Raw genomic sequence first — 26,563 nt, 5'->3', positions numbered from 1 at the left:
TAGACCACGCGAAGAACGTGGATGCCCGGCACAAGGCCGGGCGTGACGAAGTCAGCAAGGTATGAGCAAGCCATGTCCGACAACGACGACGTCCCGTTCAACCGCGACTTTCCGCTGAAGCCCGGCATCGTCGAGGAAGTCCGCCCCGGCGTGCGCCGCGTGCTCTGTAACAATCCTAGCCCATTCACTTTCACCGGTACAGTCAGCTACATCGTGGGCCGCGGCAACGTCGCGATCATCGATCCCGGTCCGGACGACGAGGCGCATGCAGCGGCGCTGCTCGATGCCGTCAGCGGCGATACGGTGAGCCATATCTTCGTCACCCATACCCACCGCGACCATTCGCCGAACACCGCGCGGATCAAGCGGGCGACGGGCGCGCCAGTTTACGCCGAAGGCCCGCACCGCGCCTCGCGCCCGCGTTTCGAGAGCGAGAAGCACAACCCGGAATCCGGCGCAGACCGCGACTTCGCGCCCGATATCAGGATCGCCCACGGCGACGTGGTCGAAGGCGACGGCTGGCGGCTCGAGGCCGTGGCGACACCTGGCCATACCGCCAATCACCTCGCGTTTGCCTGGCCCGAGCGGAAATTCAACTTCGTCGGCGATCACGTGATGGGGTGGTCGACTTCGATCGTGGCGCCGCCGGACGGCTCGATGATCGACTACATGGAATCGCTGGATCGTCTCGCCGCACGCGAGGAGGATGTGTATTTCTCCGGCCACGGCCCCGAAATTCCGGACGGTCCGCGCTTCGTGCGCTTCCTGATCCGTCACCGCAAGGCGCGCGAGGCCTCCATCCTGCACCGCCTTGCCAAGGGCGAGACCGACATCCCGACTATGGTCCGGGCGATCTATATCGGCATCGATCCGAGGCTCACCACTGCGGCGGGCTATTCCGTGCTGGCGCATCTGGAAGACCTGGTCGCCCGCGGCGTGGTGGCGACGGACGGCGATCCCGTGATCGGCGGGACGTATCGGATGGCGAGCTAGTCTCTCGTCATTCCGGGGCGCGCGTTTTCCGGGCTCGCCGCTTCGCGTCGCCCCGGAATGACAGAACCCTACTTCTTTACAGTTTTCGCCGGCGCCTTCGGCGGCGCCACCGGCGTCTTCTTTACCGGCTTGAGTGCGTCGGCATCGGCGGCGGTGTTGAGATCGTCGATGAATTTCTTCACACGCGCGGCGTTGCTGCCGAGGTCGCTCTCGAAATAGCGCGAGGCGGACCGGATATCGACGCGGGAATCCTCGCCGTCGGGCACGACGCGGATCGCGATGTCCTCGCGGAACCCCATGATCGGCGAGCGCGCCACCGCCTCGATACGGCCGATGCGGCGCGGCGGCTGCGGCGCGCGCTCGTCGATCACCAGCCATTTGCGCTTGTTGACGAGCTGAAGCGCGATCGCATAGGCGCGGTCGACCGAAATCTCGAGCTCGATCGGCTCGATATCAGGATAGAATTGACGCTGCTGCTCGGCCGAATAGAGGCCGGCATACACAGCGGTGTTGGCACCATCGCCGGTGCGCAGGCGGGCCAGTGCGTCGAAGCGCGGCGGGTCGATCGGGTCGGTGGTGATGTCGTGGATCGCCGGCAGCTTGCGGTATTGCAGGCCGAGATAAGCGGGATAGGCGAGGATCGCGCCGTCGATCAGGAAGGCAAGCAGGATGCGCGCCATGCCGCGCGAGCCGTTCTGCCAGATCGCGGCAAAGCCGGCGAGCCCGAACAGGATCGAGAGTGCGGCAATCCCGAGTCCGCCGAAGAAGGTCGCGAGCGCCGGCTTCATTTCCAGGAAGCCGAACCGGACGATGATGATCGAGACCACCACCGCCACCACTGCGAACACGGCCAGATTGCGCGCCCAGCTCGCGAGGCTGGACACGGGCTCCGACTGGTAGGGAGCGGAAAACCTGCGGGCCATCGGGTGAGCTCTGCCGGGTATTGGGACGGTGCCGGCCGATCTGGCACGACTATGGGCCGTTGAGATCACGGCCCCGAGGCAAATTCAAGGGTTCCCGGGATGTTACGGCCTGTCATTCCGGGCTCGATGCCGTTGGCATCGCCCGGAATGACGGTGTTTGGTTTGGCCGCCTACGCCGCCGCGTTCGGGAAGCGGTATTCCTTGAACTGGTCGCGTAGCGCGGTCTTCAGGATCTTGCCCGTCGCCGTATGCGGGATGCCGTCGACGAAGGCAACGTCGTCGGGCATCCACCATTTGGCGATCTTGCCGTCCATGAACTTCAGGATGTCCTCACGGCTGGCTTGCTGGCCCTGCTTCAACTGCACGATCAGCAGCGGACGCTCGTCCCATTTGGGATGGAACACGCCGATCACGGCGGCTTCCGCCACCGCGGGATGGCCGACGGCGAGGTTCTCCAGCTCGATCGAGGAGATCCATTCGCCGCCGGACTTGATCACGTCCTTGGAGCGGTCGGTGATCCGCATGTAGCCGGCCTCGTCGATGGTCGCGACGTCGCCGGTGTCGAAGAAGCCGTCCTCGTCGAGGATGTCAGTGTCGACCCGGTAATAGGCCTTGGCTACGGCGGGGCCGGCGACCTTGAGGCGGCCGAAGGTCGTGCCGTCCCACGGCAATTCCTTGCCGGCATCGTCGGTGATCTTCATCTCGACGGCGAACGGCGCGTAGCCCTGCATCTGGAGCACGTCGAGCCGCGCCTCGCCCGTCGCATTCTGGAACGGCGGCTTCAGCGCCGCGACGCTGCCGATCGGGCTCATCTCGGTCATGCCCCAGGCGTGGCGGACGTTCGAGCCCATGTCGAGGAAGGCCTTGATCATCGAGCGCGGCATCGCCGAGCCGCCGCAGATCACCATCTTCAGGTCCGGCAGTTTCAGATTGTTGGCGCTCATGTGCTGGAGCAGCATCAGCCACACCGTGGGCACGCCGGCGGTATGTGTCACCCTCTCGGTCGAGAGCAGCTCATAGACCGAGGCGCCGTCGAGCTTAGCGCCGGGCATGACGAGCTTGGTGCCCTGCGAGGGTGCCGAGAAGGCGATGCCCCAGCTGTTGGCGTGGAAGAGCGGCACCACGGGAAGCATGGTCTCGGAGGCGCTGGTACCGAGCGCGTCGACATTGTTGGCCATCAGCGCGTGCAGCACGTTGGAGCGATGCGAATACAGCACCCCCTTGGGATCGCCGGTGGTGCCTGACGTGTAGCACATCGCGGCCGCCGTGTTCTCGTCAAAGTCCTTCCATTTAAACTTGCCGTCGGCCTCCGCAATCCAGTCCTCGTAGGCGACCACGTTCTTCAGCGTCGTCTGCGGCATGTGCGCCTTGTCGGTGAGCACGACGTAGCGTTCCACGCTTGTCAGCTTGTCGGCGATCTTCTCCAGGACCGGAATGAACGTGATGTCGGTCATCACGATGCGGTCCTGCGCATGGTTGATGATCCAGGCGATCTGCTCGGGGAAAAGGCGGGGATTGACGGTATGGCAGATGGCGCCGATCCCCATGATGCCGTACCAGACCTCGAGATGGCGCCAGGTGTTCCAGGCGATCGTTGCGACACGGTCGCCAAGCTTGATGCCGTCGCGCTCCAGCATCTGCGAGACCTTGAGCGCGCGCTTGTGGATGTCGGCATAGGTGGTGCGATGGATCGGTCCCTCGACCGAGCGCGTCACGACCTCCTGCTTGCCATGAATCCTGGCGGCGTGTTCGATGATCCGGTGGCAGAGCAGGGGCCAGTCTTGCATCAAACCAAGCATTCCGTCGTTCCTCCGAGAAGCCGCTGGGCGGATTGTCGCTCTCAGCGTTGGGCCAAAGAATTGTCATGAGTTTTAGCCTGCCCGCCTTTCGCCGCAAATGGTCTTGTCGCGGCTATATGTCCGTCGGCGCGGCAATGGTTACCGTCGCGCTCGGGCTCGCGGATCGGGCAGAGGCGCGCAAATATGGGTCCCCACTCGATATCTTTGGTATTGCTGCACCACGGCCCCGCGCGACGGTTCATTCTGCCAAGATATCTGGCAAGGTCCCGCTCCCAAGGTCTCGCCCCGAGGAGGCCCCCAAGGCGTCGGACGATGCTCCTGCGGAGACCGGCGGCAAGCCTTCCGCGGACAAACCTGGCACCACCAAGCCTGCCGAGACGGCGCCGCCGGCCGAGAAGCAGGCCTCGGCGTGCCGCCTCGCGCTGACCGAGGAGATCGCTATCGCGCCCTCGATCCCGGATATCCGGGGGCCCGGCGCCTGCGGCGGTGAGGATCTGGTGCGGCTCGAAGCCATCGTGCTCCCCGACAAGCGCAAGGTGGCGGTCAAGCCGGCGGCGATCCTCCGCTGCACCATGGCGTCCGCGATCGCCGATTGGGTGCGCAAGGACGTGGTGCCGCTGGCCGCGAGCCTCGGCTCGACCATTAGCGATCTCGACAATTTCGACAGCTTCGAGTGCCGCGGCCGCAACCGCGTTGTCGGCGCCATGCTGTCCGAGCACGGCAAGGCCAACGCGATCGATGTCCGCGCCATCAAGCTCGCTAACGGGCAGTCGATCGGCCTGACCGATCGCACCATGCCCCGCGAGGTGCGGGAACGCGTGCTGCATTCGGTCTGCTCGCGCTTTTCGACAGTGCTCGGCCCCGGCTCGGATTGGTACCACGAGGACCATATCCATCTCGACCTTGCGCAGCGGCGCAACGACTACCGGATCTGCCAGTGGAACGTCTGGGATCCCCTGCCGCAGATTGCTCCGCTGCTGCCGGCGGAACGGCCCGAGGAGGCGCCGCCGCGTGAGGTCGCGGCCAAACCTGAAACGAAGCCCGAGGCCAAGCAAGGAACTGACGACGAAGCGGAGAAATCTCCTGCGCCTGCGGACAAGTCGGCGGCCGACGGCAACAAAACCCAGGCGCACAAGCCGGCAACAAAAAAGCGCCGGTAAAACCGGCGCTTTTGAGTATCTGAGATCAGGAACCTGATCAGTAGCTGCCCGCCTGGCCGGTCTGGCTGCCGCCGAGCGCAAGCCGTGAATTGTAGGGCGAATCACCGTGCTTGGGCTCGAGCACCACAACGAGGGTGCCGACCTTGACGCGGTCATAGAGATCGATCGCGTCCTCGTTGGTCAGGCGGATGCAGCCCGACGAAATCGAGGCGCCGATATATTCCGGCTGATTGGTGCCGTGAATGCGGAACAATGTGTCCTTGCCGCCGGAGTAGAGATACATCGCGCGCGAGCCCATCGGATTGTCCGGGCCGGGTGCGACATAGGTCGGTACGCCCAGGCGCGAAATCTCGCCGGGGGTGGGGTGCCAGGCCGGCCACTCGGTCTTGCTGCCCACCTTGGCGATGCCCGACCAGGCCATGGCCTCTTCGCCAACCGTGATGCCGTAGCGGATCGCCTTGCCGCCATCCAGCACGTAATAGAGATAGTGGTTGTCGGAATCGACCACGATCGAGCCCGGCGTTTCCTTGCGGTGGTAATCGACAATAGCGCGGCGGAAAGGCTCTGCGACCGCAGTCTTCTCGTACCTGACCTTGGCGAGGAGTTCCTTGTCCTTCGGCTTGAAGGCCTTGGTGTCGGTCGCTTCAAAATGCGTGGCTTGCATGCAGCCCGACAGCATCAGGCCAGCGGCCAAAATACCCAGCGTAACTTTCAGCGACGACATGATTTGGTTCCAATCGACAACAACAAGCTTTCGTGGGGCTTGAGCAAGCCCAATTCCACGATTCCGATGGCTCCATTATCGTTGAAATCTGCCACAATTCCAGCCTTGCGAAGCTTCTCCCGCGCTGCAAGACCTTACCTGTGGCTTTTCTGTCGCAAGTTTTGCGGGCAAGCGTCGGTTTCTGGACAAAACGGGGGCATGTGTCGATCCTCTGCCACAGTTGGGCCATGGCGCCGCCACAAATGCAAACGCTCCGTTAATGTGCTTGTCATCATCAACTTGTCAGAATCGCGCTAAGGGCTGTCCGTTCTGTCGCAGGCCCTTGCTGGAGTAGTGCATGTTTTCTGTGTTCGTTCCCTCCGAGTCCTCCCTCAAGAAGGCCATCGTCGAGGACCTTGCGGCAGTGCCGGAGCATGCAGTGTGGATCGACCTGGTCAACCCGACCGCGGCCGAGGACAAAGCCGTCGAGAAGCTGTCGGGGATCGCGATCCCGACCCGGGAGGACATGCAGGAGATCGAGATCTCCAGCCGTCTCTATATGGAGAACGGCGCGCGCTACATGACCGCGACGCTGATGTGCCACTCAGATACCGACATGCCCCGGACCACGGCGGTGACCTTCATTCTCGGCGACCACCGCCTGGTAACGGTGCGTTATGATCAGCCCAAGCCCTTTGCGCTGGTCGAGGCCAAGCTGGCCCGTTCCTGCACGCCGGCCATCACCGGCGAGATGGTGCTGATGGAGCTGCTCGATGCCGTGATCGACCGCTGCGCCGACATCCTGGAGCGCTGCGGCGCCGAGATCGATCAGGTCTCGCATGACATCTTCGAGCCGGAGAGCGAGCGCCACGGTCACGCCAAGCAATATTCCCAAATCCTGATCTCGATCGGCCGCAAGGGCGATCTGACCTCCAAGGTTCGCGAGAGCCTGGTCTCGATCGGCCGCGTCGTCGCCTTCCTCTCGGCGGTGGTGGAGGGCGTGAAATGGTCGAAGGACATGCGCGAGCAGCTCAAGACCATGCAGCGCGACGTCGTCTCGCTGACCGATCACGCCTCCTACCTCTCCAGCAAGATCACCTTCGTGCTCGACGCCATGCTCGGCGTCGTCAATCTCGAGCAGAACAACATCATCAAGCTGTTTTCGGTCATGGCGGTCGTCCTGATGCCGCCGACGCTGATCGCCTCGATCTACGGCATGAATTTCAAAGCGATGCCGGAACTCGAATGGGCGCACGGCTATCCGTACGCGCTGGTCCTGATGCTGATCGCGGCGATCGTCCCGTACTGGATCTTCAAGTGGAAGAAGTGGCTGTAATAGCTACCGAGACCTTACGCGGGACGTAGAGACATGGTGTCTGGTGTCGCAGAATAGAGCGGGATTGCGGCTGCACGGCGATGTGTGCTCGCCGCCCCAATTCCTCCGGTAAAATTTGAGCGGTGGGCTGAACGTTTGCGCGAAACTTGTCTGCGATAAGCAGAGTGTTAGCCGCGAGGAACAGCCATGGTTGAAAAACACATAACGTCGCCCCGCAACGTCATCGATCTGGCGAACTATCGTCAGGTCCTGGCGAGCGGCAAGGCGTCGTCGATGTCGGCACGCATGTGCCGGCACTGTGGTGCTCCGCTGCTCGACGGCGAGAACGACGACGATTGCTCGACTGCAATCAGCACGGCCGCTCCGCAGCCACGCGAGAGGTCACGTCGGATTCGACTCGATTGAGGAACGGAAGCTAAGGGCGATCCAGGTCTTGCGGCGGCGTTGTCTGGATCGCCTTGCTTCCCCGGCGTTGTTTCCAACACCGTCATTGCGAAGAGCGCTTGCGCTCGCAAGGGGCGGAGGTAGCCTACACGTGCTGGCCGCCGTTGATGTGGATCTCGGCGCCGTTGACGTAAGACGAGGTGTCCGTACACAGCACGTAGATGATCTTGGCGACCTCGTCGGGCGTGCCGAGGCGGTGCATCGGGATCTGCTGGTCGACGATCTTCTCGGTGCCCGGCGACAGGATCGAGGTGTCGATCTCGCCCGGCGCGATCGCATTGACACGCACGCCGACGCGGCCGAAGTCGGACGCCATCTCGCGCGTCAGGGATGCCAGTGCGGCCTTCGAGGTGGCATAGGCCGCGCCCGCGAAGGGATGCACGCGCGAGCCCGCGATCGAGGTGACGTTCACGACAGAGCCCTTGGCCGTCTTCAGTTCCTCGATCAGCCCGCGCGCCATCATGATTGGCGCGAAGAAGTTGACGTTGAACACGTGCGTCCAGGTGTCGAGGTCGGTGTCGATCGAGCCGAGCCTGGAGCCGCCGGCGCCCTTCGGTGAGATCGCGGCGTTGTTGACCAGCGCGTGCAGCATGCCGCCTTCGAGACGGTCGCGGATGTCGGAGATCGCGCGGGTGGTATCGGCGGGGGTGGCGAGGTCGACCTGGATATGGTCCTCAGGGCCTGCGTCCCACGGACAATCCTCCGGGAATGGATGCCGCGAGCAGGTGATCACGCGCCAGCCGGCCGAGGAGAAACGGATGACGGTGGCATGCCCGATGCCGCGGCTCGCCCCGGTCAGGAGCAGCGTGCGGCGCGGCGCGTTGGAAGGCTGCGGCATGAAGGTCTTTCAGGCTGGAGCATGATCCGGACCCGGAGGGCCGCGTTAGCGCAAAGCGTGCAGCGGCTTTCCGAAAGGATCATGCTCGAACAAAATACTAAGGATACATCCGCGTCTTGGACCATTTCTGGCCGGCCGCGTCACGGCGAAATTCGATGCGGTCGTGCAAGCGGAATGGGCGGTCGTGCCAGAACTCGATACGCGACGGCGTGATACGCCAGCCGCTCCAGCCCGGCGGACGCGGCACCTCGCCGATGATGTGCTTGGCGGCAACCTTGGCGATCGCCTGCTCGAAGGCGAAGCGGCTCTCGAGCTCTTGCGACTGCTTGCTCGCCCAGGCGCCGATCTGCGCCTGCTTCGGGCGGGTGGCGAAATAGGCGTCGGCTTCGGCCTCGGTCACCGGCGTCACGTTGCCGCGGATGCGGACCTGACGGCGCAGCGACTTCCAGTGAAAAAGTAACGCCGCCTTAGGATTTGCGGCGAGCTCGCGGCCCTTCTGGCTGGCGATGTGGCTGTAGAAGACGAAACCATCGGTATCGAAGCCCTTCATCAGCACCATGCGCACGTCCGGCAGGCCGTCGGCATCGACGGTGGCGAGCGCCATGGCGTTCGGATCGTTCGGCTCGCTCTTGATGGCTTCGTTCAGCCAGGCCTCGAACAGCGCAAACGGCTCGTCGGCGGCGGTGAAATCACCGGATGTTAAGGGTGTCTGGTGTTTCATCGAGGTCGTGTCGGTCATGTCTGGGGTCCGAGTTGCGTTCTGCGGTCCAAAACGCGCTGTTGTCTGCTACCGCCCTATATAGGGTATGGGGACGCGTTGGCCTATCGGCGATCCGGCCGTCCGGCTTCGTCATGACGATCATTCTGATCGGGCTCGGCACCGGCGGCTGCAGCTTTTCCCGCAATGACAAGAGTGCCTACGCCAAGGCCGAGGACAGCGACCTCACCGGCTCGATCGCAATGCCGGCCAGGGCACCGACCGAGACCGATCTCGCCTTCGCCCGCAACGCCGCCTCCGACGTCCTCAGCAAGAACGACAAGGATTCCAGCCAGCATTGGGAGAATCCGGACACCGGGGCGCGCGGTTCGGTCACGCCGATCGCGCAATCCTATGCCGCCGAGGACGGCCGCAAGTGCCGCGACTTCCTGGCGAGCTACGTCAACGGCAGCACCGAAAGCTGGCTCCAAGGCGCCGGCTGCCAAAGCAGCCGTGGCAGTTGGGAGATTCATACGCTAAAGCCGTGGCGGAGCTAGGAATCGCTTCACCAGGCTAGTTGCAAAAATACCACTCGCCCCCCACATGAGGCTCAAGTGGGGCGGGGAGCCCTTTGAACAATTCGATTTCTTGAAGGAGACGTGACGGATGCGCGACCCCTATGAGGTCTTGGGGGTGCCGCGGAGCGCCAACGCTGCCGCGATCAAGAGCGCCTATCGCAAGCTTGCCAAGAAGCACCATCCCGACAGCAACAAGAACGACCCGAAGGCGGCCGAGCGCTTCGCTGAGCTCAATACGGCCAACGAGATCCTCGGCGACGAGGACAAGCGCAAGCAATTCGACCGCGGCGAGATCGACGCCGACGGCAAGCCGCGCTTCCAGGGCTTTCCGGGCGGCGGCGGGCCGCGCGGTCGCGCGGGTCCCGGCGGGTTCGAAAGCTATACGTTCCGCGGTGGCGGCGCGGGCCCTGGTCCGGGCGGCGGCGCGTTCGAGGACATCCTCAACAGCATGTTCGGCGGTGCGCAGCGTCCGCGCCCTGGAGCTGGCGGCGGTGCCCAGTTCGAATTCGACACCGGCGGGATCGGGCTCGATCTCGACGTCAATGTCGCCATGACCGTCTCGCTGGAGGAGGCGGTCAAGGGCGGCGAGAAGCGCGTCCGGCTGCCGAACGGCAAGGAACTCAACGTCAAGATTCCGGCCGGAGTCACCGAGGGCCAGCAGATCCGGTTGCGGGGACAGGGCGAGAGCGCGCAGGGCCATCCGCCCGGCGATCTCCTGATCACGATCGGCATCGCGCCGCATCCGTTCTTCAAGATCGAGGGCGCCGATCTCAGGATCGACCTGCCGGTCACGCTTTATGAGGCGGTGCTTGGCGGCAAGGTCCGCGTGCCCACCCTCGGCAATGCCGTGGAGCTTTCGGTCCCGCAGAACACCTCCAGTGGCCGGACCTTCCGCCTCAAGGGCAAAGGATTGCCAAAAGCTGGCGGAACCGGGGATCTCTTCGTCACCATCAGGATTATGCTACCGGACGGGAACGACGCCGAGCTTGAAGCATTGATGGAGAAGTGGCGGGACCAGCACCCCTACAATCCACGTAGCGGGCTTGGTTGACGCGTGGTCCGGAAAAGTGCGTAGCGGTTTTCCGAAAAGATCACGCACGAACAAGAGCTAAAGCGCGACTGATCGCGCTTTAGGGCGAGATCGGTAGCTGAAGGGGTTCTCCTAAAGACTGAGAGCGTCGTCCATGGAGATGATGCTCATCATATGCCCGAGGCGTGGTAGCCCTTCTTGGCTCACGTGCTCGACATGTCGGCTGTCCGGCGGGGCAGCCGATAAAAAGGTGCGGCCTCGAGAGGGGGACCAGCGCGGTACCAAAAACCCCAATCGAGGCCGCCCGCGTCGATCGGCGGATCGAACGCTGCTCATTTTCGCGTGATCATCTGGTGCGATAATGAGACGCGCCGATGTCTTCATTCCAAATTTTCAATGTCGGAATCGAGGCACCGCGGTTGCGTGGTTGTCTAGGTGCCATTTTTCTCTGCCTGGTCGTACACCGCCTGCGCCACTTTGGTCAGCCGGTCGCGGTCGCCGCCACCGCTGACGACGTAGCCGACGTTTCGCTCCGACCAGAACAGCGCCCCATCCTTGTCCGTTCTGGCGTAGCGCATCTGCGTCGCGCCGTTCTCGGTCTTGGCGGTGTAGATCGTGTACCGCTCGCCTGAGGCGCCCTCATACATCAGGAACGACGCCGGGCCGTTCGGCCCCGGTAAGAGCCGGCCACCCACGAGCTTCAGTCCACTCGCCTCCAGGTTCGGTGCAAACACCGTCCAGCCGCAGCGTCTGGTCAGCCAGGCCTGGAGGTGGTCGCGCTCGTTGCCGCCGACCTCGACCGGATGGCGAACCTCGACGACATAGAGGCGGTGGGCGTCGAGCGCGTCAGTCGTAAAGCTCTGGAAGGTCGAGGGCGCGTTGGCGGCACCATGCGCCAGCCAGCCGGCGGAGCCGCCGGCAACGAAGGCCACCAGCACGGCCGCGGCGGCCCCATAGAGCCAGTGCCGCGGGCGGCGCTCCAGCCGCTCGAGCTCCAGCCGCGCCGGCACCGGCTCCTGGGCGACGGAATCGTAGCGGGCGTGCAGCATCTCGGCCATGGCGCGCCAGGACTGCACGCGCTCGCCATCCTCAGGCTGCGCGGCAAGCCAGGCCTCGACGTCGGCGCGGCGCTCGGCCGGCAGCTCGCCGTCGACATAGGCGTGCAGTTCGTCCTCGGTCACTGGAATCTTGCGGTCGTTCATATCGATCGTCTCTGGCTCTGCGGCCCAAAATGTTCTTCGTGGTTCAACTGCGCCGCTCCAAACGCCATGCAGGAGAAACGACCGGCGCGATGCATTAATCCTGCCATCATTTCACCCGCCTGAGCGCCGGGCGCTCACCCTCCAGCGAGGCTTTAACGTGGGCGCGGGCGCGTGCCAGGCGCGACATCACGGTGCCGATCGGCACGGCCTGGATGTCGGCGACCTCGCGGTAGCTCATGCCCTCCAGCATCACCAGGAGCAGCACCGAGCGTTGCTCTTCGACGAGCGTCGCCAGCGCCCTCTCGATATCGCGCCCTTCGGCTTCGGTCCCGCTGGCATCGGGATTGTTCTCCGTCAGCTGCATGAATTGCGGGCGCCGTGCCAGCGAGCGCCGCCGGTTCTTGTTGAGGTTGGTCAGGATCGTATAGAGCCAGCTCCTGACGTCGCCCCCGAGGAAGAGGCGCTCCGAACGCAGCGCCCGCACCAGCGTATCCTGCACCAGATCGTCGGCCGCATCCGCCTCGCGCGTGAGCGCACGGGCGTAGCGGCGCAACGCCGGGATCATGGCTTCAACACTCTGGCGAAACGCACTCATTGCGATCTTGACGTCCTGATGTTCGGCGCGAGCGCCACAACGATCATAACACCCGAGCGGAACGGCTATTCCGGAGCTTGAAACAGCGTTAACGCCGCGTATTAGGACTGTACCGCAACGGAGGGCTGGTGTACCTCCAAACCTCACCGGGAGCTCGACGGGACGTTAGCAAAATGGCGCAGAATTCAGGTCTGATGCAGGGCAAGCGGGGCGTGGTCCTCGGCGTTGCCAACAACCGCTCGATCGCCTGGGGCATTGCCAAGGCATGCCACGCAGCCGGTGCCGAGCTCGCCTTCACCTATCAGGGCGATGCGCTGAAGAAGCGCGTCGAGCCGCTCGCCGCTGAGATCGGCGGGCTCGTGCTCGGCCATTGCGACGTCACCGATGCCGCGACCATCGATGCGGCCTTCGCGGTGCTGAAGGAGAAGTGGGGCAAGATCGACTTCCTGGTGCATGCGATCGCCTATGGCGAGCAGCTCGATGGGCGCTACGTCGACACCACGCAGGAGAATTTTTCGAAGTCCCTGCTGATCTCCTGCTATTCGTTCACGGCCGTGGCGCAGCGCGCCGAGAAGCTGATGACCGACGGTGGCTCGCTCATCACGCTCAGCTATTACGGCGCCGAGAAGTGGATGCCGCATTACAACGTCATGGGCGTCGCGAAAGCGGCGCTCGAAGCGAGCGTGCGTTATCTCGCCGCCGATCTCGGCGAGAAGAACATCCGCGTCAACGCGATCTCGGCGGGGCCGATCAAGACCCTCGCGGCGTCCGGCATCGGCGATTTCCGCTATATCCTGAAGTGGAACGAGGCCAATGCGCCGATGCGGCGCAACGTCTCCACGGAAGACGTCGGCGGCAGCGCGCTGTATTTCCTCTCCGACCTCTCGCGCGGCGTCACTGGCGAGGTGCACCACGTCGATTCCGGATATCACGTGCTCGGCATGAAGCGCCCGGACGCGCCTGACATTTCGTTCGGCGGGAAGGACTAGTTTCTGAAACTGGAATGCCCGTGCCCACGATCTATTATCTGCGCCACGGCGAGACCGAGTGGAATGCGCTCGGCAGGCTTCAGGGCACCAGGGACATTCCGCTGAACGCGCGCGGTCGCGGTCAGGCCGTGCAGGCCGGCGGCATTCTCGCCGATCTGTTCAAGCGCGAAGGCCGCGACAAGGCAGCATTACCCTACGTGTCGAGTCCGCTTGGCCGCGCGCGAGAGACCATGGAACTGGCGCGGAGCAAGCTCGAACTGCCGATTGCAGACTATGCGCTCGACGACCGCCTGCGTGAGATCGGTTACGGCGTCTGGGAGGGGCTGACGCTGGCCGAGAGCGAGGCCTCCGATCCCGAAATCTACGCCCGGCGCCTCGCCGACAAATGGACGGTGGGCCCCGCGGGCGGGGAGACCTACGCCGATGTGCAGGTCCGCGTGCGCGCCTGGTACGACCAGCTCCGGACCGACACCGTCGCGGTCGCCCATGGCGGGACCTGCCGGGCCCTGATGGTTTCACTTGGCCTGGAGACGCCGGCGAGCGCCGCCGAACTCTATATCGAGCAGGGCGCCGTCTACGTGTTCCGCGACGGGCGGCTGGAGAAGTTTAGTTAAGCCGGTTCGCGTCCCCGTCCTCCGCCGTCATGCCCGGGCTTGTCCCGGGCATCCACGCCCTTTTGCCCTGCGGGGCCAAGAACGTGGATGGCCGGGACAAGCCCGGCCATGACGACAGTGTCGGCATTTGACCCCAATTTCAGGGCGAGTTAAGTCAGCCCTGACTTACGAGCTAGAGACGGATGTCCTTCAACACCTTCGGCCACATGTTCCGCGTCACGACCTTCGGCGAGAGCCATGGGGTGGCGATCGGCTGCGTGGTCGACGGCTGCCCGCCTATGATCCCGCTCGTCGAAGCCGACATTCAGGGTGATCTCGATCGCCGCCGGCCCGGACAGTCCCGCTTCACGACCCAGCGTCAGGAGCCGGACCAGGTCAAGATCCTCTCCGGCGTGATGGCGCATCCGGAGACCGGCGTACAGGTGACGACGGGCACGCCGATTGGGCTCCTGATCGAGAACACCGACCAGCGCTCAAAGGACTATTCCGAGATCAAGGACAAGTTTCGCCCTGGTCATGCCGACTTCACCTATGAAGCGAAGTACGGCCTGCGCGACTATCGCGGCGGCGGCCGCTCCTCGGCGCGCGAGACCGCGACGCGCGTTGCCGCCGGCGCGATCGCGCGAAAAGTATTGCCCGACGTGAAGGTGCGCGGCGCGCTGGTGCAGATCGGGCCCCACAAGATCGACCGCGCGAAGTGGGACTGGGACGAGATTGCGAACAATCCGTTCTTCTGTCCCGACAAGGACAAGGCCGCGTTCTTCGAGACCTATCTCGACGGCATCCGCAAGAGCGGCTCCTCGATCGGCGCGGTGATCGAGGTCGTCGCCGAAGGTGTGCCGGCCGGCCTTGGCGCGCCGATCTACGCCAAGCTCGACGCCGAGCTCGCCTCCGCAATGATGAGCATCAATGCGGTGAAGGGCGTCGAGATCGGCGCCGGCTTCGGCGCGGCCGAACTCACCGGCGAAGAGAACGCCGACGAGATGCGCACCGGCAATGACGGCACGCGTTTTCTGTCCAACCACGCCGGCGGCGTGCTGGGCGGTATCTCCACGGGACAGCCGGTGGTGGTGCGTTTCGCGGTCAAGCCGACCTCGTCGATCCTGCAGCCGCGCCTCACCGTCGATCGCAACGGCGCCGACACCGAGATCATGACCAAGGGCCGCCACGATCCCTGCGTCGGCATCCGCGCCGTCCCCGTCGGCGAAGCCGTGATGGCTTGTGTGTTGGCCGATCATTTCCTGCGCGATCGCGGTCAGGTCGGGCGCTAGCGTTGCGCGAGGCGCTTGTATCGCGCCACTAGCCCACCGCGCAGCTTGACGATCCCACAACTTCGTCCGCAAATGCGGACATGGAAAGCTCCGAGCTCCAACGTATCACCAGCTGGCTGATCGACGGCGCCTGGTCGTCGAAGGCCCCGGCCGAGATGACGGCGGAAGCCTGCGAACGGATGGTCGCAGCCGGTCTGCCGCTATGGCGGTTCGGCATCTTCATCCGCACGCTGCATCCCGAAATTTTCGGTCGCAACTTCATCTGGCGGGAGGGCGAGGAGGTCGAGATCGGCACGGTCGATTTCGCGATCCTGGAGACGCCGGAATTCGCCAGAAGTCCGCTGCGGGTCGTGTTCGAGCAGGGACTTGAGGTGCGGGGACGCATGGACGATCCCGGCAGCAAGCATTTCCCTTTTTTCGACGATATGCGTGCCGAAGGCGTAACCGACTACGTCGCGACGCCAATGCAGTTTCTCGACGGCTCGGTCCACGCGACGAGCTGGACCACGCGCCATCCAGGCGGCTTCACCGATGAACACATCGCGGCGATTCACGCCATCGTCAAACCGCTCGCGCGCATCACCGAGATCATCAGCCTGCGCCGCACTGCCGAGATGCTGCTGGACACCTATGTCGGCAATCGCGCGGGCGCGCGCATCCTTGGTGGTCAGATCCGCCGCGGCCACAACGACACCATGCAGGCTGCGATCTGGCTCTCCGATCTGCGCGGCTTCACCGCACTGTCGGACCGGCTGCCGGCCGAGACGGTGGTCGAGATCCTCAACCATTATTTCGACTGCCAGGTTACCGCGATCCGCGGTCATGGCGGCGAGGTGCTGAAATTCATGGGCGACGGCCTGCTCGCGGTATTCCCGATCGACGAATATGTCGGTGATGCCGCGCATGTCTGCACGCGGGTGCTGGAGGCGGCGCGCGAATCCCGCGCCAGCGTCGACGCGCTCGCGTATCCTGTCGGCGACGTCGTCGAGCGCTTCCGCTTCGGCGTGGCGCTCCACGTCGGCAACATCCTCTACGGCAATATCGGCGGCGGCAACCGCCTCGACTTCACCTGCATCGGCCCCGCCGTGAACCTTGCCGCCAGGCTCGAGAAAATCACGGGTCGCCTGGGGCGGACCGTCGTCGCCTCGGAAGGCTTCGCCAATGTCTGCCGCCACGACTGGCACGAGCTCGGCGAATTCCCTATCGCGGGCTTTTCAAAGGCGCAGCGCGTGTACGGGCTGACGGAGGAGACGCCGGTGGCGATGGCCTGAGGTCGTCCTCGGATGTCCGCCGCCATCAACCCGGTGAGCAGAGTTCAGGCGTTCGCCGCCATCACCGACTTCAGCGGTACATCCAGCTGATAGACAAATCCGGACGGTTCGTAGGCCAGCCGCACCTGCCCGTTCAGTTGCTGGCCGAGCGACTCGATCATCCGGGTGCCGCAGCTCCGTCGTGTTGGCGGCGCCACCACAGGGCCGCCGCTTTCGCTCCACTTCAGGCGCAGTCTTTGCTCGATCTCGTCCACCGTCCATGCGACCTCGACATGCCCGGAGGAACTGGACAGCGCGCCGAACTTCGTGGTGTTGGTGCAGAGCTCGTTGAACGTCATGGCGAGCGCTATCACGGCACCGGACGTGATCCGGAGATCCGGCCCATTGAAATGGAATCGTCGGCCCCCCTGACTATCAAAAGGATCGGTGGCGCCGCTCAGGGTGTGAGTGAGGCTCGCATTTGACCAGCTGACCTGTATCAACAGGTCGTGGGCGCGCCCCAACGCCAGCAAGCGGCCATCCATGGCTTTTTGGCCTTGCTCGAGATTGATTGCGGCCCGGAAGCTCTGGGCTGCGATTGCGCTCACCGTCGCAAGCGTATTCTTGATGCGATGATGCAGCTCTCCGAGGATGAGCTTTTGCAACTTGTCGGCAGCCTCGCGTTCGTGGGCTTCGATGCCGGCTTGAGCGAGCAGGACCTTGGCGTCGGTGTCGGCCTGTTCCAGCAACAGGCGCAGATTGTCGTTCTCCGCAACCAGAACCGATTCCTGTGGCGATCGAGCAAGGTTGTCCACAGGATCCGTCGTTGTGGTCGGAAGGATTTTTAGCGCGCCCGCTCCGATCATCGTCTGCAACTGCGAGATCATTTCGTCGACGGCGAGCGGCTTGCGAAAGAAGCGGCTGTCCGCCGGCGTTTCGTTTTCAGACGGCTTTACCTGACCGGAGACGAGCACGATCTTGATGGCAGGCCAGCGATCGTGCACCGCGTGGGCCAGCTTCAGGCCGTCCATGGTCCCGGGCATCTGTATGTCGCTGAACAGAAGCGAGATGTCCGACCGCGACTCGAGGATTGCGATGGCTTCGTCGGCGTTGACGGCCTGCACAGGGCAGAAGCCTGCATCCTCCACGATATCGACTGCGCGCATGCGCAGGATCATCTCGTCTTCGACGACGAGAACATTCGGCAAGGAGGTTGGAGGTGTTGACATCTGTGCACGACACTTTCCTGGATCATCCGACAAGCCCGGTCGGCGCTTTGCGATTGTTGGTCTAGCGGCGCGCCGTCACCAAACGAGCTTCATGAATCCTGACATCGGATTCACCTCGGCGTAGACACGATGCTTCGAAGTCCGGCCAGACCTGGCCTACGCAATTCCTGGCCACCGGATGGCTCGCCAGCCGGTCCGCCTTCGCCAAAGCAACGGTCTCGCGCGCTTTTACTTGCGGAGCAAAACCGGGCAACACCATTACGGACACTCCGAGGAGCGCGAACATCGCGAACGCGATAAGAGATTTCATCATTTGGGGCTGCTTTGGCTGTTGACCGCCCCACCTCATTGGGGACGCTGTTACAACAACCAAAATGAAATATAGTTCATTTCATACAACTTATATTTGAGGCGTGATTTGAAGGCGGACGCCGCCCATAGCCCGGATCATCACTCGACGTGAAGAGGCCGCCGACCAGGTTGGCTTGCCACTACCTCGGTGTTTTGGAGCCAGGCAGGCTTATCCAGTCATGAATGTGCGAGGCCGTTTCGCTCAATCGCGCCGCTTTGAGCAGCGCTTCTCGCTGAACACCGGGCGGGGCAATCTCTGCGCGACGGCGAGCCTCGGCCGCCAATTGGGCAAGGCGATTGCTCAGCGGGATATTTCTTTTGGTGGTGTCTTGCACGGGACGCTCCGCATTGGGCGGGAGCGCAAAGACTCTCTCAGCCACCGATGGATGCCGTGACGGGCCGGTGATGGCTCACCATGCGCCTGTTGATGGCCAATAGATACACTATTCGGAAGAGCAGTTTCGGCGCCGAAATCGAAAGAGGGCGCCAAAGCACCAAAGCCTGACCGGTGCCACTATTCCTCCGGCTCCGTCGTGAACAGCAGCGGATAGCCCTTGGTGCGGCCGGCGTCGGTGGCGCGGGTGGCCTTGGTCTCTGCGACGTCCTTGGTGAACACCGCGACCACGCAGGCGCCGAGCTTGTGGGCGGTGATCATCACCTTGTAGGCCTGATCCTCGGTCATCCGGAACTCGGCCTTGAGGATCATCGTGACGAATTCGCGGGGCGTGAAGTCGTCGTTGATCAGGATGACCTTATGCAGCTTCGGCCGCTCGACCTTGGTCTTCGTCCTGGTTTTGGGTTTGGTAACGGTATCGTTCATTCCGCCTCCCGGATATGGCGGGCTCCGGTTCCTGCCGGCGCGCTCAGCGCGCGGCCTTCTCACCATATTGCAGGACCTGCACCTTCTCCAAGGTGATCAGGCCGCTCGACATCATGCCATCCAGGATGGGCAGGAATGCATGGATGTTGTCCTCGCTGTCGACGATCTCGATCAGCAGCGGCAGGTCTTCCGAGAGCCGCAGAATCTTCGAAGTGTGCAGCCGGCTCGACTTGCCGAAGCCCATGGGGCCGCGCAGCACGGTGGCGCCGGCCAGATGCCGCTCGCGCGCCGTCATCACGATCGCTTCATAGAGCGGCTTGCCGTCGAAATGGTCGTTCTCGCCAATGAAGATCCGGAGCGAAACTGCCTGGTTGGGGATTTGCATGGTCACCTCCTTGTCAATCGGTTGGTGCCGCTGGCTATCATATGGCCTGCCCATACCGACACCAGCCAGCAAATGACGGATGCCGCGATATAGGCGAGCGCCGTATATTTCATGCCGCCGTGGAACAGGCGGAAGGTCTCCAGGCTGAAGGTCGAAAAGGTCGTGTAGCCGCCGCAGAACCCGGTCATGACGAACTGCCGGTGCTCGGGCCGCGCCAGCAGGCGGCCGTCGGGCCCGGTCAGCGTCGCGTAGAAGCCGATGATCAGTGAGCCCGTGGCGTTGATGAACAGCGTCGCGACGGGGAAGCCGGAGCCGGTGCCGAGCGCAAGCCCGACCAGATAGCGCGTCAGCCCGCCGACCATGCTGCCGGCGGCAACCCAGGCATAGAGCGTCGCGGTGCGCCAGCGATCGGCAGAGGAGGGGGACTTCATCTGCCTAGCCTCCCAGAGCGTCCGCGAGGAGGAAGCCGCAACTGACGGCGGCGAGGCAGGGCACGACCGAGACCGCGACATTCCCCAGCGCGTGCATCGGCTCGCCGTTCCGCGCCAGCGTCAGCGTTTGCAGACTGAACGAGGACACCGTGGTGTAGCAGCCAAGAAAGCCGGTGACCGCGAACAGCCATGGATCGGGCGCGGCGAAGAGCGAGCCGGGATGGCTCGCCAATGCGCCAAAAATGCCGATCAGAAAGGCGCCGGTGACGTTGATGGTCACGGTGCCCCACGGAAACGTCTCGCCCAGCCGCCGGGCGATCGCGCCGGAGATGAAATAGCGCGCGCAGCCGCCGAGCACGCTGCCGATCATGACCGCTAGCACTCCGCTCAGCACGGCGAACAGTCCCCCGTCATCGTTTCTCCTCCGTTGCCAGCCCGTTGCCGACGGCAAATAGTCCCATGAGCGCGACCAGCGCAAAGCCGAGCCCCGCCAGGAACGTGCCGGCCGGACCATAGGCATCCCACAAGGCGCCGGCGATCACGCTTGCGGCCAGCAAGGCAAGGCCGGTGAACAGATTGAAATAGCCGAACGCGGTGCCGCGCAGGCTCGGTGGTGCTGCGTCGGCGACGAGGGCCGAGAGCAGGCCTTGCGTCAATCCCATATGCAGACCCCACAGCACGACGCCGAGGGCCAGGCCCCCAAGGTTTGGCAGCAGCGCGAGCGCGAGATCGGCGCCGGCAAGGAAGACGAGGCCGAGCGCGAGCAGGCCGGTGCGGTTGATCCGGTCCGAGAGCACGCCGGCCGGATAGGCCGACAACGCATAGGCGATGTTCATCAGCACCAGCACCGCCGGCACCCACATCGCATTGAGCCCGATGTTCTGTGCGCGCAGGATCAGGAAAGCTTCGCTGAAACGCGCCAGCGTGAACACGACGCCAACCGCGACCACGCGCCAGTATACGGATCCGAGCTGGCGCATCGCGGCGGTGTTCAGCGGATTCCTTGACGGCTCCCGGCCTGGATCCGGCTCCGGCTCGCTCACCGCGAACGCGATCAGTCCGAACGACAGGAAGCCCGGCAGCACGGCCACCCAGAACACCACCGTAAAATTGTCCGCCGTCCACCACATCAGACCGATCGCCATGAGCGGCCCGACGAACGCACCGATGGTGTCGAGCGACTGACGCAGGCCGAAGCTCGCGCCGCGCAGGCCGATGGGGGCGATATCGGCGATCAGCGCATCGCGCGGTGCGCCGCGAATGCCCTTGCCGACGCGGTCGATGAAGCGCGCGGCGACCAGCCATCCGACGCTGGGGGCAAGCGGGAACAGCGGTTTTGTCAGTGCGGCGAGCCCGTAGCCAAGCGCAGCGAGCAATTTGCGCCGGCCGAGCCAGTCGGACAGCGCGCCGGAGAAGATCTTCGTGATCGAGGCTGTCGCCTCGGCGATGCCCTCGATGAAGCCCACGGTGAGCGTGGAGGCGCCGAGCACGGTGACGAGATAGACCGGCAGCAGTGCGTGGATCATCTCGGAAGAGACGTCCATCAGCATCGAGACGAAACCGAGCACCCAGATCCCCTTGGGCAGCCCTGCACGTGCAGAATTCGGTGTTGTCGTCGTCACGTCCAGGACTTCTCCTCGGCCTCTGCTTGACCTCTGCTTGACCTCTGCTTGACCTCTCCTTGGCCTTCGCGTCCAGACAACAAAAAACCCGCCAGCGGCGGGTGTGTCCATGCTCCCGCCGAAGGCAGAGGCCTAGAAATTGCCCCTCCTCAAGCAGGAGTCATCAGCCCACTACGGTCACGGGCGGTTGTCGGGGGACTCCATCCCCATCTGTATCGCCAGCCTAGCATGGAAATCGCGCCGGACAAGTAGGCGAGGGTGCCCTGTCCAGTGGTCCGTCATTCCGGGAGCGGCGCGAACGGGGCAATATGGCGGCAGCTTTGCGTAATGCTTCATAATTCCCGAGCCGCAAATGCTAACTCGCAAATCCCTAACTGGAATGTGAAGCGCAAGCGATCTTCGGACTTTGCGGCAAGGCGATTGCATGTCACCATCGCGTCATACGACGGGAGGCTGCGATGCGCTTGCTGTTCTCGATCGGGGCTGTGCTGATGACCGGCATGTTTGCCGGAGGGGACGTCGCGGGCATCGCGGCACCAGGACCCAAGTTTGAGTCGCCTAAAATTCAGCCGCAGCGGCAAGCAGCCGACAGGGACGCCCAGACGGTCGATGTCGAGCTGATCCTCGCCGTCGACGTCTCCTACTCCATGGACATGGACGAGCTCGCGGTCCAGCGCGAAGGCTATGCGCAGGCGATCCAGTCGAAGGAATTCCTGCAGGCGCTGAAGTTGGGCCCGAACGGCCGGATCGCGGTGACCTATTTCGAGTGGGCCGCCTCGACCGACCAGAAGATCATCATCCCCTGGCGGCTGGTCGATGGACCGGAGACCGCCGATGCCGTCGCCGCCGAAATCTTGAAGACGCCGATCCGGCGCGCCTCGCGCACCTCGATCTCCGGCGCGATCACTTTCGCGATGCCGCTGTTCGACGAGGATCCCTATCGGGGCTTGCGCCGCGTGATCGACATTTCCGGCGACGGTCCCAACAACAATGGCACGCCGGTCACGATTGCGCGCGACGCAGCGATCGAGAAGGGCATCGTCATCAACGGTCTGCCGATCATGGTCAAGGAGCCGTCCTATTCGACCATGGATATCGACAATCTCGACTTCTACTATGAGGATTGCGTCATTGGCGGCCCCGGTTCCTTCGTCATCACGATCAAAGACCGCGACAAGTTCAAGGAAGCCATCCGCACCAAGCTCCTGATGGAGGTTGCGGGCCGTATGCCGGAGCGCCCGGTGATGCGCGTTGCGGAGAAGGACAAGGAGCCGCGTGTGAACTGCATGATCGGCGAGAAGATCTGGTCGGACCGCTGGGGTCGCTGAACGCGGCCTACCGGACGAGACCTTTTGCCCTATTTGCCTGCGATGGAATTTTAACCATGCGTTAACTGTTGCGTGGCCCTAATCGGCTGCTTCCAATTGTTTCCGGATACTGTTCTGACGTTCCTGTCGGGGCGCGAACCAAGCGGGCCTGTCAGACAAATCCGCCGAGCAATCCAATGGCCATCGTCACGTCGAGCACCAGCCAGATTTCTCCCGCTCTCGAGCGGGTGTATCACCAGAGCTCCCTGCTCGGTGAGTGGAAAGGCAATTGGGCCGGCAATAACCAGCCCGTCAGCTTCAAGGTCGTGAACATCCGCGGTGCCCGGGCGCAGGTCGAGTACACCCATAACGGACGCACGGAGCGCGGTTTTGGCGAGGTCGCCGGTTCGCTTCTCACCTTCGGCACGGTCACGGTCGGCACCAAGGACGGCAAGAGTCTGGTGCTGTTGTCATCTGCAGGCGCGGGCAAGCAGACCGCGACTCTCGAGAAGCAGGCGCCGCCGGCCTCCGACAGCCGCCTGATGGGAAGCTGGGGCGGCTATTCCAGTGACAATGGCAAGAGCGCGAGCTTCAGGGTGCTCGCTGTCAACGGCAACGAAGCGCAGGTCAGCGTCACCACCGATGGCGTCACCCGTCAGGGCACCGGCACCGTCTACAAGAACGTCATCATGTTCGGGCAGGCGCAGATTGCGACCGACGACGGGCAGAATGGCAAGATCATCTACCAGGTCCGCAACAAGTCGTTCGTGGTGCCCGTGACGAAATATCCGCCGTCGGATACATCGTCCGCGGTGGACAGGACGGCGTAGCCGATCACGGCTGCTGCTCGCTGGACCGCGTCAGCGCCTTCAATTGCCGGTCGATCTGACGCAAGACGTCGCAGGCGGGCGCCAAAGCGCCATTGCCGATCATTTGCGGCGGCCAGCTTTCGTTGCGGCGCGAGCGAGGCAAGGATGTCGGCGCCAGGCGTGGCTGCAGCATCGGTATGGCCTATGCCGTAGCCACGCGCCGGAATGGGGAAGATCAGATCCGCGCCTCCAGAATCAGATTGAAGGGCGTTTCAGCGGCGCGACGGAAGCGCGTCAGTCCGCCCTCTCGCGCGACCTTGCGCAGCCTTGCCTCGCCCGCTTGCGCGCCCAGTGCGAGGCCCACCTCCTGGTCGAGCGAGGCCGGCGTGCAGATCATGGTCGACGCCGCATAATAGACCCGCCCGACCGGGTTGAGATTGTCCTCGAGGCGGTCGCCTGCGAACGGCTCAACCAGCATGCAGGTGCCGTCCTTTGCCATGGTCTCGCGCACGTGGTCGATGGCGCCGACGGGATCGCCCATGTCATGCAGGCAATCGAAGAAGCAGACGAGATCATAGCCCTCGGCCGGATAAGTCTTGGCGGAATGAACAGCGAAGCTGACCCGGTCGCCCAATCTGGCTTCGGTGGCCGCCTTTCGCGCGGCCTCGATCGAACCCTCGTGATAGTCGAAGCCGTAGAAGCGGGAGTTCGGGAAGGCTTCCGCCATCAGCCGTGTCGAGACGCCGTGCCCGCAGCCGACATCGGCGACCTTGGCGCCGCGCTTCAGCTTGTCCACGACGCCGTCGAGCGCGGGCAACCATTCCTGCACCAGATGATGCATGTACCCGGTCCGGAAGAAGCGGGCGGTGCCGCAGAACAGGCATTCGCTGCGCCGGTTCCAGCCGACGCCCTTGCCGGATTTGAATGCGTCCGAGACCTTCGGCTCGTCGAGAAACGCCGAGGCAATGACATTGCCGAACGCGCCGAGGAACACCGGACTGTCCTCATCGGCAAGCGCCATCGCCTGCTCCGGCAGCATCGAGAATTTTGCCGAAGCGGAATCGTATTCGATGTAGCCGGACGCCGCCTGGCTCGCGAGCCATTCGCGGACATAGCGCTCCGCCGTTCCGGTAGCGCTTGCGAGCTCGGACGAGTTCATCGGTCCCTTGGCGGCAAGGGTACGATAGAGACCGAGCTTGTCCCCGAGCAGGACCAGCGACGCATTCATCGCTGCCCCGAATTCGGTGACCATCTTGCCCATAAAGGCATTCAACCTGTCGGAATTGACCTCCATGAGAGCCTCCGTGCTGACGCGCCCCCTTAGGTGGGTCAATCGGGCATGCGGGAAGTTCAAATTGGCAGGAAAACGTGATCCCGGAACTCAAGGGAAGACTGGTGTCGCTTTGCTGGCATTCATGATGTCTGGTGGGTATAATTCGCAAGCTTTTCGACGGTATTTGAATGTCCAGGCTTACACGCTCTCGCGGTCTCGCGGTTTTTCTTGCCCTGCTCTGCCTCGGCGAAGCGCCGGCTCATGCGCAAGGCGCACCGCTGCAATATTGGATCCCCGGCGGACCTTTCGGCTTCGGCGGCGTTGCCGGCCAGAGCGCCGACAGCTACGGCAATTTCCCGAGCTTCAATGGCGGCGACGCAAGCGGCCGCAGCAATTTTGCGAACGGCTTCTTTGTCGGCAGCCAGCATGGCAATCTCAATTGGAGCGGCCTCAGCCCGGCCGGACTGAGCGGCAACTACAGCGCGCTCTCCTACGACAGCACGCAGTTCGGCTACAACACCAAGACCGCGGGCGGCATGCCCGTCACGTTCTTTGCCGGTTTCGACACACTGAAATACGGCGGCGGCATTGGCAGCTCGCTTGCGCCGCTCACCTCCAGCGCCTCGCCGGGTTACGGCGCATTTGCGGGTGTCGAGTTCAAGCCGACCTCCAACCTCAGCCTGTCGTTCGGCGCCGGTTTCACCCAGCAGCAATCGGGGCGCATGGACAGCGACATCAACTCGTCGATGTTGCCCGGCGAGTCACCCGCGCTGGGCGGTCTTCGGCGCTAGACTGGATCATCCGCGCATCACCTGCTCCGGGCTGCGCCTCAGCGATTTCGGCAAATCTGGCCCCTCTCCGAAGCGGATCACAATGTCGGGACGCCGCTCGCCGAGTCCGAGTGACGCTGCGAATTGCGACCTCAGTGTCGGCACCTCGACCGGCTGGTTGACGAAGGAATATTTCAGCCCCAGTGCGGTCGCCTGCAAACCGAACCGCTGGCAAGCGCGTCCGACCGCGATCCACTGCGATATGTCGCTCCGGTCGGCGGCAAGCACGAGGACCCCCGCGGAGCTGTCGAGTTCGTCACGGTACTTTCTGTTCTCGCCCTGCTCGGTGAAGACGAGCTTCAGCAGCGGCCGCGCGACCCATGCCGGCAGTGACGGGCTGCCTGACGCGCGCGAGAATAGTCCGTCCATGGACGCGACCGCATCCGCCTCGTTGAAGCGCATCCAGCTCACGAGTTCGCTCATGAAAGCCTTGTCGCGCATTTGCGCGGAATTGCCTTCGAGCACATAGTCGGTGACTTTGGCGATGGCTGCGCGTTCGGTCAGCAGGATTGCCGACACGTGCGGCTCGCGACAGGCGTCCTCGAGCTGGCGCAACATCTCGGGCGCGACCGGCCTGCCGTCGAATGCCGCACGGGTGCATTGCCTGACTGGAATTGCGGCCGCCAGCGCCGATGCGGCAGGCGGAGCTTGGTCGAGTGCGATCACAATCCGGTCGCCTTCGGCCGTCTGGTTTGCGCGCCAGCCCAGCGTTGCCGCCGCAAGCGCGAGATTTTCGGCGGCGCAGCCGAGGCTGACAAAGAGGTGGTGATCGTCCGGGTCGACCGCGGGACAGCGGCGTGCGACGTCGGGCCTGATCACGATCTCATTGTCATGGGCAGAAAAAATCCAGGGCTGCGTGTTGTGGCTGTTGGCCGCGAGTGTCGCAAAACGCACGAGCTCGCGATCTCTCGGGGTCGATCGCAGCGGTGCCCGTGCCGCCTGCACCGCGTCCTCATAACTCCTGGTCGAGGCCTCCGCGGGACTGGCCGTGAGCGCCGCCGCGGAAACGCCGAACGTGTTGGTCATGAATTGTCGTCGGTCGATCGCCATCATCCGCTCCGCGGCCATTCCCGCGCGAGCTTAG

The 26,563-nt window shown here is 63.8% G+C and carries 31 protein-coding genes and 1 riboswitch; of the genes, 13 read left to right on the top strand and 18 right to left on the bottom strand.

Features of this window, described 5'->3' with window-relative positions; translation table 11 throughout:
- The first annotated feature begins 72 nt into the window (after positions 1–72).
- Positions 73–993: an MBL fold metallo-hydrolase gene (locus ABIB66_RS36335; protein WP_354209008.1), complete on the top strand. Its 921-nt coding sequence runs from the start codon at positions 73–75 to the stop codon at positions 991–993.
- 68 nt (positions 994–1,061) lie between these two features.
- Here ABIB66_RS36335 and ABIB66_RS36330 read toward each other — a convergent pair whose 3' ends face one another.
- Together ABIB66_RS36330 and ABIB66_RS36325 are read right to left on the bottom strand one after the other, a co-directional pair.
- A complete protein-coding gene (locus tag ABIB66_RS36330; RefSeq protein WP_007594716.1) occupies positions 1,062–1,916 on the bottom strand; it encodes a DUF1499 domain-containing protein in 855 nt (284 codons plus the stop codon).
- Positions 1,917–2,086: 170 nt separating this feature from the next.
- Positions 2,087–3,715 carry a fatty-acid--CoA ligase gene (locus ABIB66_RS36325; RefSeq protein WP_354209006.1) on the bottom strand — a complete coding sequence of 543 codons (1,629 nt, stop codon included), beginning with the start codon at positions 3,713–3,715 and terminating at the stop codon, positions 2,087–2,089.
- Positions 3,716–3,780: 65 nt separating this feature from the next.
- On the opposite strand from ABIB66_RS36325, the gene ABIB66_RS36320 reads away from it, so the two are divergent.
- A complete protein-coding gene (locus tag ABIB66_RS36320) occupies positions 3,781–4,875 on the top strand; it encodes an extensin family protein (protein WP_354257966.1) in 1,095 nt (364 codons plus the stop codon).
- Between the two features lie 37 nt (positions 4,876–4,912).
- On the opposite strand, the gene ABIB66_RS36315 is transcribed toward ABIB66_RS36320, so the two are convergent.
- A complete protein-coding gene (locus ABIB66_RS36315) occupies positions 4,913–5,599 on the bottom strand; it encodes a L,D-transpeptidase (RefSeq protein ID WP_275171749.1) in 687 nt (228 codons plus the stop codon).
- A gap of 337 nt (positions 5,600–5,936) precedes the next feature.
- Between ABIB66_RS36315 and ABIB66_RS36310 the strand changes: the two genes are divergently transcribed.
- Entirely contained in the window at positions 5,937–6,914 is a 978-nt protein-coding gene (locus tag ABIB66_RS36310; protein WP_275171750.1) for a magnesium transporter CorA family protein, read from the top strand.
- 186 nt (positions 6,915–7,100) lie between these two features.
- Entirely contained in the window at positions 7,101–7,319 is a 219-nt protein-coding gene (locus tag ABIB66_RS36305; protein ID WP_247290985.1) for a hypothetical protein, read from the top strand.
- A 124-nt stretch (positions 7,320–7,443) separates the two neighbouring features.
- Here ABIB66_RS36305 and ABIB66_RS36300 read toward each other — a convergent pair whose 3' ends face one another.
- Positions 7,444–8,196 carry an SDR family NAD(P)-dependent oxidoreductase gene (locus ABIB66_RS36300; protein ID WP_007607375.1) on the bottom strand — a complete coding sequence of 251 codons (753 nt, stop codon included), beginning with the start codon at positions 8,194–8,196 and terminating at the stop codon, positions 7,444–7,446.
- Positions 8,197–8,293: 97 nt separating this feature from the next.
- On the bottom strand, positions 8,294–8,935 hold the full coding sequence (gene pdxH / locus ABIB66_RS36295) for a pyridoxamine 5'-phosphate oxidase (protein ID WP_247399758.1): 642 nt from the start codon (positions 8,933–8,935) through the stop codon (positions 8,294–8,296).
- Positions 8,936–9,048: 113 nt separating this feature from the next.
- Here pdxH and ABIB66_RS36290 point away from each other — a divergent pair, with 113 nt between their 5' ends.
- Entirely contained in the window at positions 9,049–9,450 is a 402-nt protein-coding gene (locus tag ABIB66_RS36290; protein ID WP_275171752.1) for an RT0821/Lpp0805 family surface protein, read from the top strand.
- A 109-nt stretch (positions 9,451–9,559) separates the two neighbouring features.
- Positions 9,560–10,522: a DnaJ C-terminal domain-containing protein gene (locus tag ABIB66_RS36285; RefSeq protein WP_275171753.1), complete on the top strand. Its 963-nt coding sequence runs from the start codon at positions 9,560–9,562 to the stop codon at positions 10,520–10,522.
- A 410-nt stretch (positions 10,523–10,932) separates the two neighbouring features.
- Here the strand turns inward: ABIB66_RS36285 and ABIB66_RS36280 are convergent, their stop codons facing one another.
- Positions 10,933–11,703, bottom strand: coding sequence for an anti-sigma factor family protein (locus ABIB66_RS36280; RefSeq protein WP_275171754.1), 771 nt, complete (start codon positions 11,701–11,703; stop codon positions 10,933–10,935).
- Positions 11,704–11,809: 106 nt separating this feature from the next.
- Entirely contained in the window at positions 11,810–12,298 is a 489-nt protein-coding gene (locus ABIB66_RS36275; RefSeq protein ID WP_354209001.1) for a sigma-70 family RNA polymerase sigma factor, read from the bottom strand.
- Positions 12,299–12,471: 173 nt separating this feature from the next.
- Here ABIB66_RS36275 and fabI point away from each other — a divergent pair, with 173 nt between their 5' ends.
- From fabI to ABIB66_RS36255, 4 genes are all read left to right on the top strand, one after another.
- A complete protein-coding gene (fabI, locus tag ABIB66_RS36270; protein ID WP_354208999.1) occupies positions 12,472–13,287 on the top strand; it encodes an enoyl-ACP reductase FabI in 816 nt (271 codons plus the stop codon).
- Between the two features lie 14 nt (positions 13,288–13,301).
- Positions 13,302–13,901, top strand: coding sequence for a histidine phosphatase family protein (locus tag ABIB66_RS36265; protein ID WP_354208998.1), 600 nt, complete (start codon positions 13,302–13,304; stop codon positions 13,899–13,901).
- Positions 13,902–14,083: 182 nt separating this feature from the next.
- Positions 14,084–15,172 (top strand): chorismate synthase, encoded by a 1,089-nt coding sequence (gene aroC, locus ABIB66_RS36260; RefSeq protein WP_354208996.1) that lies wholly within the window; start codon positions 14,084–14,086, stop codon positions 15,170–15,172.
- Positions 15,173–15,252: 80 nt separating this feature from the next.
- On the top strand, positions 15,253–16,443 hold the full coding sequence (locus ABIB66_RS36255; protein ID WP_354208994.1) for an adenylate/guanylate cyclase domain-containing protein: 1,191 nt from the start codon (positions 15,253–15,255) through the stop codon (positions 16,441–16,443).
- Positions 16,444–16,487: 44 nt separating this feature from the next.
- Here the strand turns inward: ABIB66_RS36255 and ABIB66_RS36250 are convergent, their stop codons facing one another.
- The 8 genes from ABIB66_RS36250 to ABIB66_RS36215 form a co-directional block, all read right to left on the bottom strand.
- Positions 16,488–17,651: an HWE histidine kinase domain-containing protein gene (locus tag ABIB66_RS36250; protein ID WP_354257963.1), complete on the bottom strand. Its 1,164-nt coding sequence runs from the start codon at positions 17,649–17,651 to the stop codon at positions 16,488–16,490.
- A gap of 61 nt (positions 17,652–17,712) precedes the next feature.
- On the bottom strand, positions 17,713–17,964 hold the full coding sequence (locus ABIB66_RS36245) for a hypothetical protein (protein ID WP_354057024.1): 252 nt from the start codon (positions 17,962–17,964) through the stop codon (positions 17,713–17,715).
- Between the two features lie 178 nt (positions 17,965–18,142).
- Positions 18,143–18,337, bottom strand: a complete 195-nt coding sequence (locus tag ABIB66_RS36240) for a hypothetical protein (protein ID WP_275171760.1) — start codon at positions 18,335–18,337, stop codon at positions 18,143–18,145.
- A 179-nt stretch (positions 18,338–18,516) separates the two neighbouring features.
- On the bottom strand, positions 18,517–18,822 hold the full coding sequence (clpS, locus tag ABIB66_RS36235; protein WP_275171761.1) for an ATP-dependent Clp protease adapter ClpS: 306 nt from the start codon (positions 18,820–18,822) through the stop codon (positions 18,517–18,519).
- 43 nt (positions 18,823–18,865) lie between these two features.
- Positions 18,866–19,207 (bottom strand): DUF190 domain-containing protein, encoded by a 342-nt coding sequence (locus tag ABIB66_RS36230; protein WP_275171762.1) that lies wholly within the window; start codon positions 19,205–19,207, stop codon positions 18,866–18,868.
- A 2-nt stretch (positions 19,208–19,209) separates the two neighbouring features.
- Complete coding sequence (gene crcB / locus ABIB66_RS36225; protein ID WP_354057019.1) at positions 19,210–19,638, bottom strand: fluoride efflux transporter CrcB; 429 nt, start codon at positions 19,636–19,638, stop codon at positions 19,210–19,212.
- 4 nt (positions 19,639–19,642) lie between these two features.
- Complete coding sequence (gene crcB / locus ABIB66_RS36220) at positions 19,643–20,041, bottom strand: fluoride efflux transporter CrcB (RefSeq protein WP_354209182.1); 399 nt, start codon at positions 20,039–20,041, stop codon at positions 19,643–19,645.
- Positions 20,042–20,048: 7 nt separating this feature from the next.
- Positions 20,049–21,260, bottom strand: a complete 1,212-nt coding sequence (locus ABIB66_RS36215; RefSeq protein ID WP_354208989.1) for an MFS transporter — start codon at positions 21,258–21,260, stop codon at positions 20,049–20,051.
- Positions 21,261–21,407: 147 nt separating this feature from the next.
- A riboswitch (Fluoride riboswitch) is annotated at positions 21,408–21,477 on the bottom strand.
- 241 nt (positions 21,478–21,718) lie between these two features.
- On the opposite strand from ABIB66_RS36215, the gene ABIB66_RS36210 reads away from it, so the two are divergent.
- Positions 21,719–22,588: a DUF1194 domain-containing protein gene (locus ABIB66_RS36210; RefSeq protein WP_275171765.1), complete on the top strand. Its 870-nt coding sequence runs from the start codon at positions 21,719–21,721 to the stop codon at positions 22,586–22,588.
- 176 nt (positions 22,589–22,764) lie between these two features.
- Entirely contained in the window at positions 22,765–23,397 is a 633-nt protein-coding gene (locus tag ABIB66_RS36205) for a hypothetical protein (protein ID WP_275171766.1), read from the top strand.
- A gap of 4 nt (positions 23,398–23,401) precedes the next feature.
- On the opposite strand, the gene ABIB66_RS36200 is transcribed toward ABIB66_RS36205, so the two are convergent.
- Together ABIB66_RS36200 and ABIB66_RS36195 are read right to left on the bottom strand one after the other, a co-directional pair.
- The gene (locus tag ABIB66_RS36200) at positions 23,402–23,569 is read right to left on the bottom strand and encodes a hypothetical protein (protein WP_275171767.1); all 168 of its coding nucleotides are present in this window, start codon (positions 23,567–23,569) and stop codon (positions 23,402–23,404) included.
- Between the two features lie 42 nt (positions 23,570–23,611).
- A complete protein-coding gene (locus ABIB66_RS36195) occupies positions 23,612–24,670 on the bottom strand; it encodes a class I SAM-dependent methyltransferase (RefSeq protein ID WP_275171768.1) in 1,059 nt (352 codons plus the stop codon).
- A 167-nt stretch (positions 24,671–24,837) separates the two neighbouring features.
- On the opposite strand from ABIB66_RS36195, the gene ABIB66_RS36190 reads away from it, so the two are divergent.
- Complete coding sequence (locus tag ABIB66_RS36190; RefSeq protein WP_354257960.1) at positions 24,838–25,440, top strand: hypothetical protein; 603 nt, start codon at positions 24,838–24,840, stop codon at positions 25,438–25,440.
- 6 nt (positions 25,441–25,446) lie between these two features.
- Here the strand turns inward: ABIB66_RS36190 and ABIB66_RS36185 are convergent, their stop codons facing one another.
- Positions 25,447–26,529 carry an Acg family FMN-binding oxidoreductase gene (locus ABIB66_RS36185; RefSeq protein WP_354218048.1) on the bottom strand — a complete coding sequence of 361 codons (1,083 nt, stop codon included), beginning with the start codon at positions 26,527–26,529 and terminating at the stop codon, positions 25,447–25,449.
- Positions 26,530–26,563: the final 34 nt, after the last annotated feature.

This window comes from Bradyrhizobium sp. F1.13.3, assembly GCF_040548265.1.
GTDB lineage: Bacteria > Pseudomonadota > Alphaproteobacteria > Rhizobiales > Xanthobacteraceae > Bradyrhizobium.
This window is presented reverse-complemented; position numbering and strand designations above follow the sequence as displayed.

What these genes read in the sequence shown, in the direction of transcription:
- ABIB66_RS36335 (WP_354209008.1), top strand. Translation starts at nt 73, where the DNA reads ATGTCCGACAACGACGACGTCCCGTTCAACCGCGACTTTCCGCTGAAG.
- ABIB66_RS36330 (WP_007594716.1), bottom strand. Translation starts at nt 1,916, where the DNA reads ATGGCCCGCAGGTTTTCCGCTCCCTACCAGTCGGAGCCCGTGTCCAGC.
- ABIB66_RS36325 (WP_354209006.1), bottom strand. Translation starts at nt 3,715, where the DNA reads ATGCTTGGTTTGATGCAAGACTGGCCCCTGCTCTGCCACCGGATCATC.
- ABIB66_RS36320 (WP_354257966.1), top strand. Translation starts at nt 3,781, where the DNA reads ATGAGTTTTAGCCTGCCCGCCTTTCGCCGCAAATGGTCTTGTCGCGGC.
- ABIB66_RS36315 (WP_275171749.1), bottom strand. Translation starts at nt 5,599, where the DNA reads ATGTCGTCGCTGAAAGTTACGCTGGGTATTTTGGCCGCTGGCCTGATG.
- ABIB66_RS36310 (WP_275171750.1), top strand. Translation starts at nt 5,937, where the DNA reads ATGTTTTCTGTGTTCGTTCCCTCCGAGTCCTCCCTCAAGAAGGCCATC.
- ABIB66_RS36305 (WP_247290985.1), top strand. Translation starts at nt 7,101, where the DNA reads ATGGTTGAAAAACACATAACGTCGCCCCGCAACGTCATCGATCTGGCG.
- ABIB66_RS36300 (WP_007607375.1), bottom strand. Translation starts at nt 8,196, where the DNA reads ATGCCGCAGCCTTCCAACGCGCCGCGCCGCACGCTGCTCCTGACCGGG.
- pdxH (WP_247399758.1), bottom strand. Translation starts at nt 8,935, where the DNA reads ATGACCGACACGACCTCGATGAAACACCAGACACCCTTAACATCCGGT.
- ABIB66_RS36290 (WP_275171752.1), top strand. Translation starts at nt 9,049, where the DNA reads ATGACGATCATTCTGATCGGGCTCGGCACCGGCGGCTGCAGCTTTTCC.
- ABIB66_RS36285 (WP_275171753.1), top strand. Translation starts at nt 9,560, where the DNA reads ATGCGCGACCCCTATGAGGTCTTGGGGGTGCCGCGGAGCGCCAACGCT.
- ABIB66_RS36280 (WP_275171754.1), bottom strand. Translation starts at nt 11,703, where the DNA reads ATGAACGACCGCAAGATTCCAGTGACCGAGGACGAACTGCACGCCTAT.
- ABIB66_RS36275 (WP_354209001.1), bottom strand. Translation starts at nt 12,298, where the DNA reads ATGAGTGCGTTTCGCCAGAGTGTTGAAGCCATGATCCCGGCGTTGCGC.
- fabI (WP_354208999.1), top strand. Translation starts at nt 12,472, where the DNA reads ATGGCGCAGAATTCAGGTCTGATGCAGGGCAAGCGGGGCGTGGTCCTC.
- ABIB66_RS36265 (WP_354208998.1), top strand. Translation starts at nt 13,302, where the DNA reads ATGCCCGTGCCCACGATCTATTATCTGCGCCACGGCGAGACCGAGTGG.
- aroC (WP_354208996.1), top strand. Translation starts at nt 14,084, where the DNA reads ATGTCCTTCAACACCTTCGGCCACATGTTCCGCGTCACGACCTTCGGC.
- ABIB66_RS36255 (WP_354208994.1), top strand. Translation starts at nt 15,253, where the DNA reads ATGGAAAGCTCCGAGCTCCAACGTATCACCAGCTGGCTGATCGACGGC.
- ABIB66_RS36250 (WP_354257963.1), bottom strand. Translation starts at nt 17,651, where the DNA reads ATGTCAACACCTCCAACCTCCTTGCCGAATGTTCTCGTCGTCGAAGAC.
- ABIB66_RS36245 (WP_354057024.1), bottom strand. Translation starts at nt 17,964, where the DNA reads ATGATGAAATCTCTTATCGCGTTCGCGATGTTCGCGCTCCTCGGAGTG.
- clpS (WP_275171761.1), bottom strand. Translation starts at nt 18,822, where the DNA reads ATGAACGATACCGTTACCAAACCCAAAACCAGGACGAAGACCAAGGTC.
- ABIB66_RS36230 (WP_275171762.1), bottom strand. Translation starts at nt 19,207, where the DNA reads ATGCAAATCCCCAACCAGGCAGTTTCGCTCCGGATCTTCATTGGCGAG.
- crcB (WP_354057019.1), bottom strand. Translation starts at nt 19,638, where the DNA reads ATGAAGTCCCCCTCCTCTGCCGATCGCTGGCGCACCGCGACGCTCTAT.
- ABIB66_RS36210 (WP_275171765.1), top strand. Translation starts at nt 21,719, where the DNA reads ATGCGCTTGCTGTTCTCGATCGGGGCTGTGCTGATGACCGGCATGTTT.
- ABIB66_RS36205 (WP_275171766.1), top strand. Translation starts at nt 22,765, where the DNA reads ATGGCCATCGTCACGTCGAGCACCAGCCAGATTTCTCCCGCTCTCGAG.
- ABIB66_RS36200 (WP_275171767.1), bottom strand. Translation starts at nt 23,569, where the DNA reads ATGCTGCAGCCACGCCTGGCGCCGACATCCTTGCCTCGCTCGCGCCGC.
- ABIB66_RS36195 (WP_275171768.1), bottom strand. Translation starts at nt 24,670, where the DNA reads ATGGAGGTCAATTCCGACAGGTTGAATGCCTTTATGGGCAAGATGGTC.
- ABIB66_RS36190 (WP_354257960.1), top strand. Translation starts at nt 24,838, where the DNA reads ATGTCCAGGCTTACACGCTCTCGCGGTCTCGCGGTTTTTCTTGCCCTG.
- ABIB66_RS36185 (WP_354218048.1), bottom strand. Translation starts at nt 26,529, where the DNA reads ATGGCGATCGACCGACGACAATTCATGACCAACACGTTCGGCGTTTCC.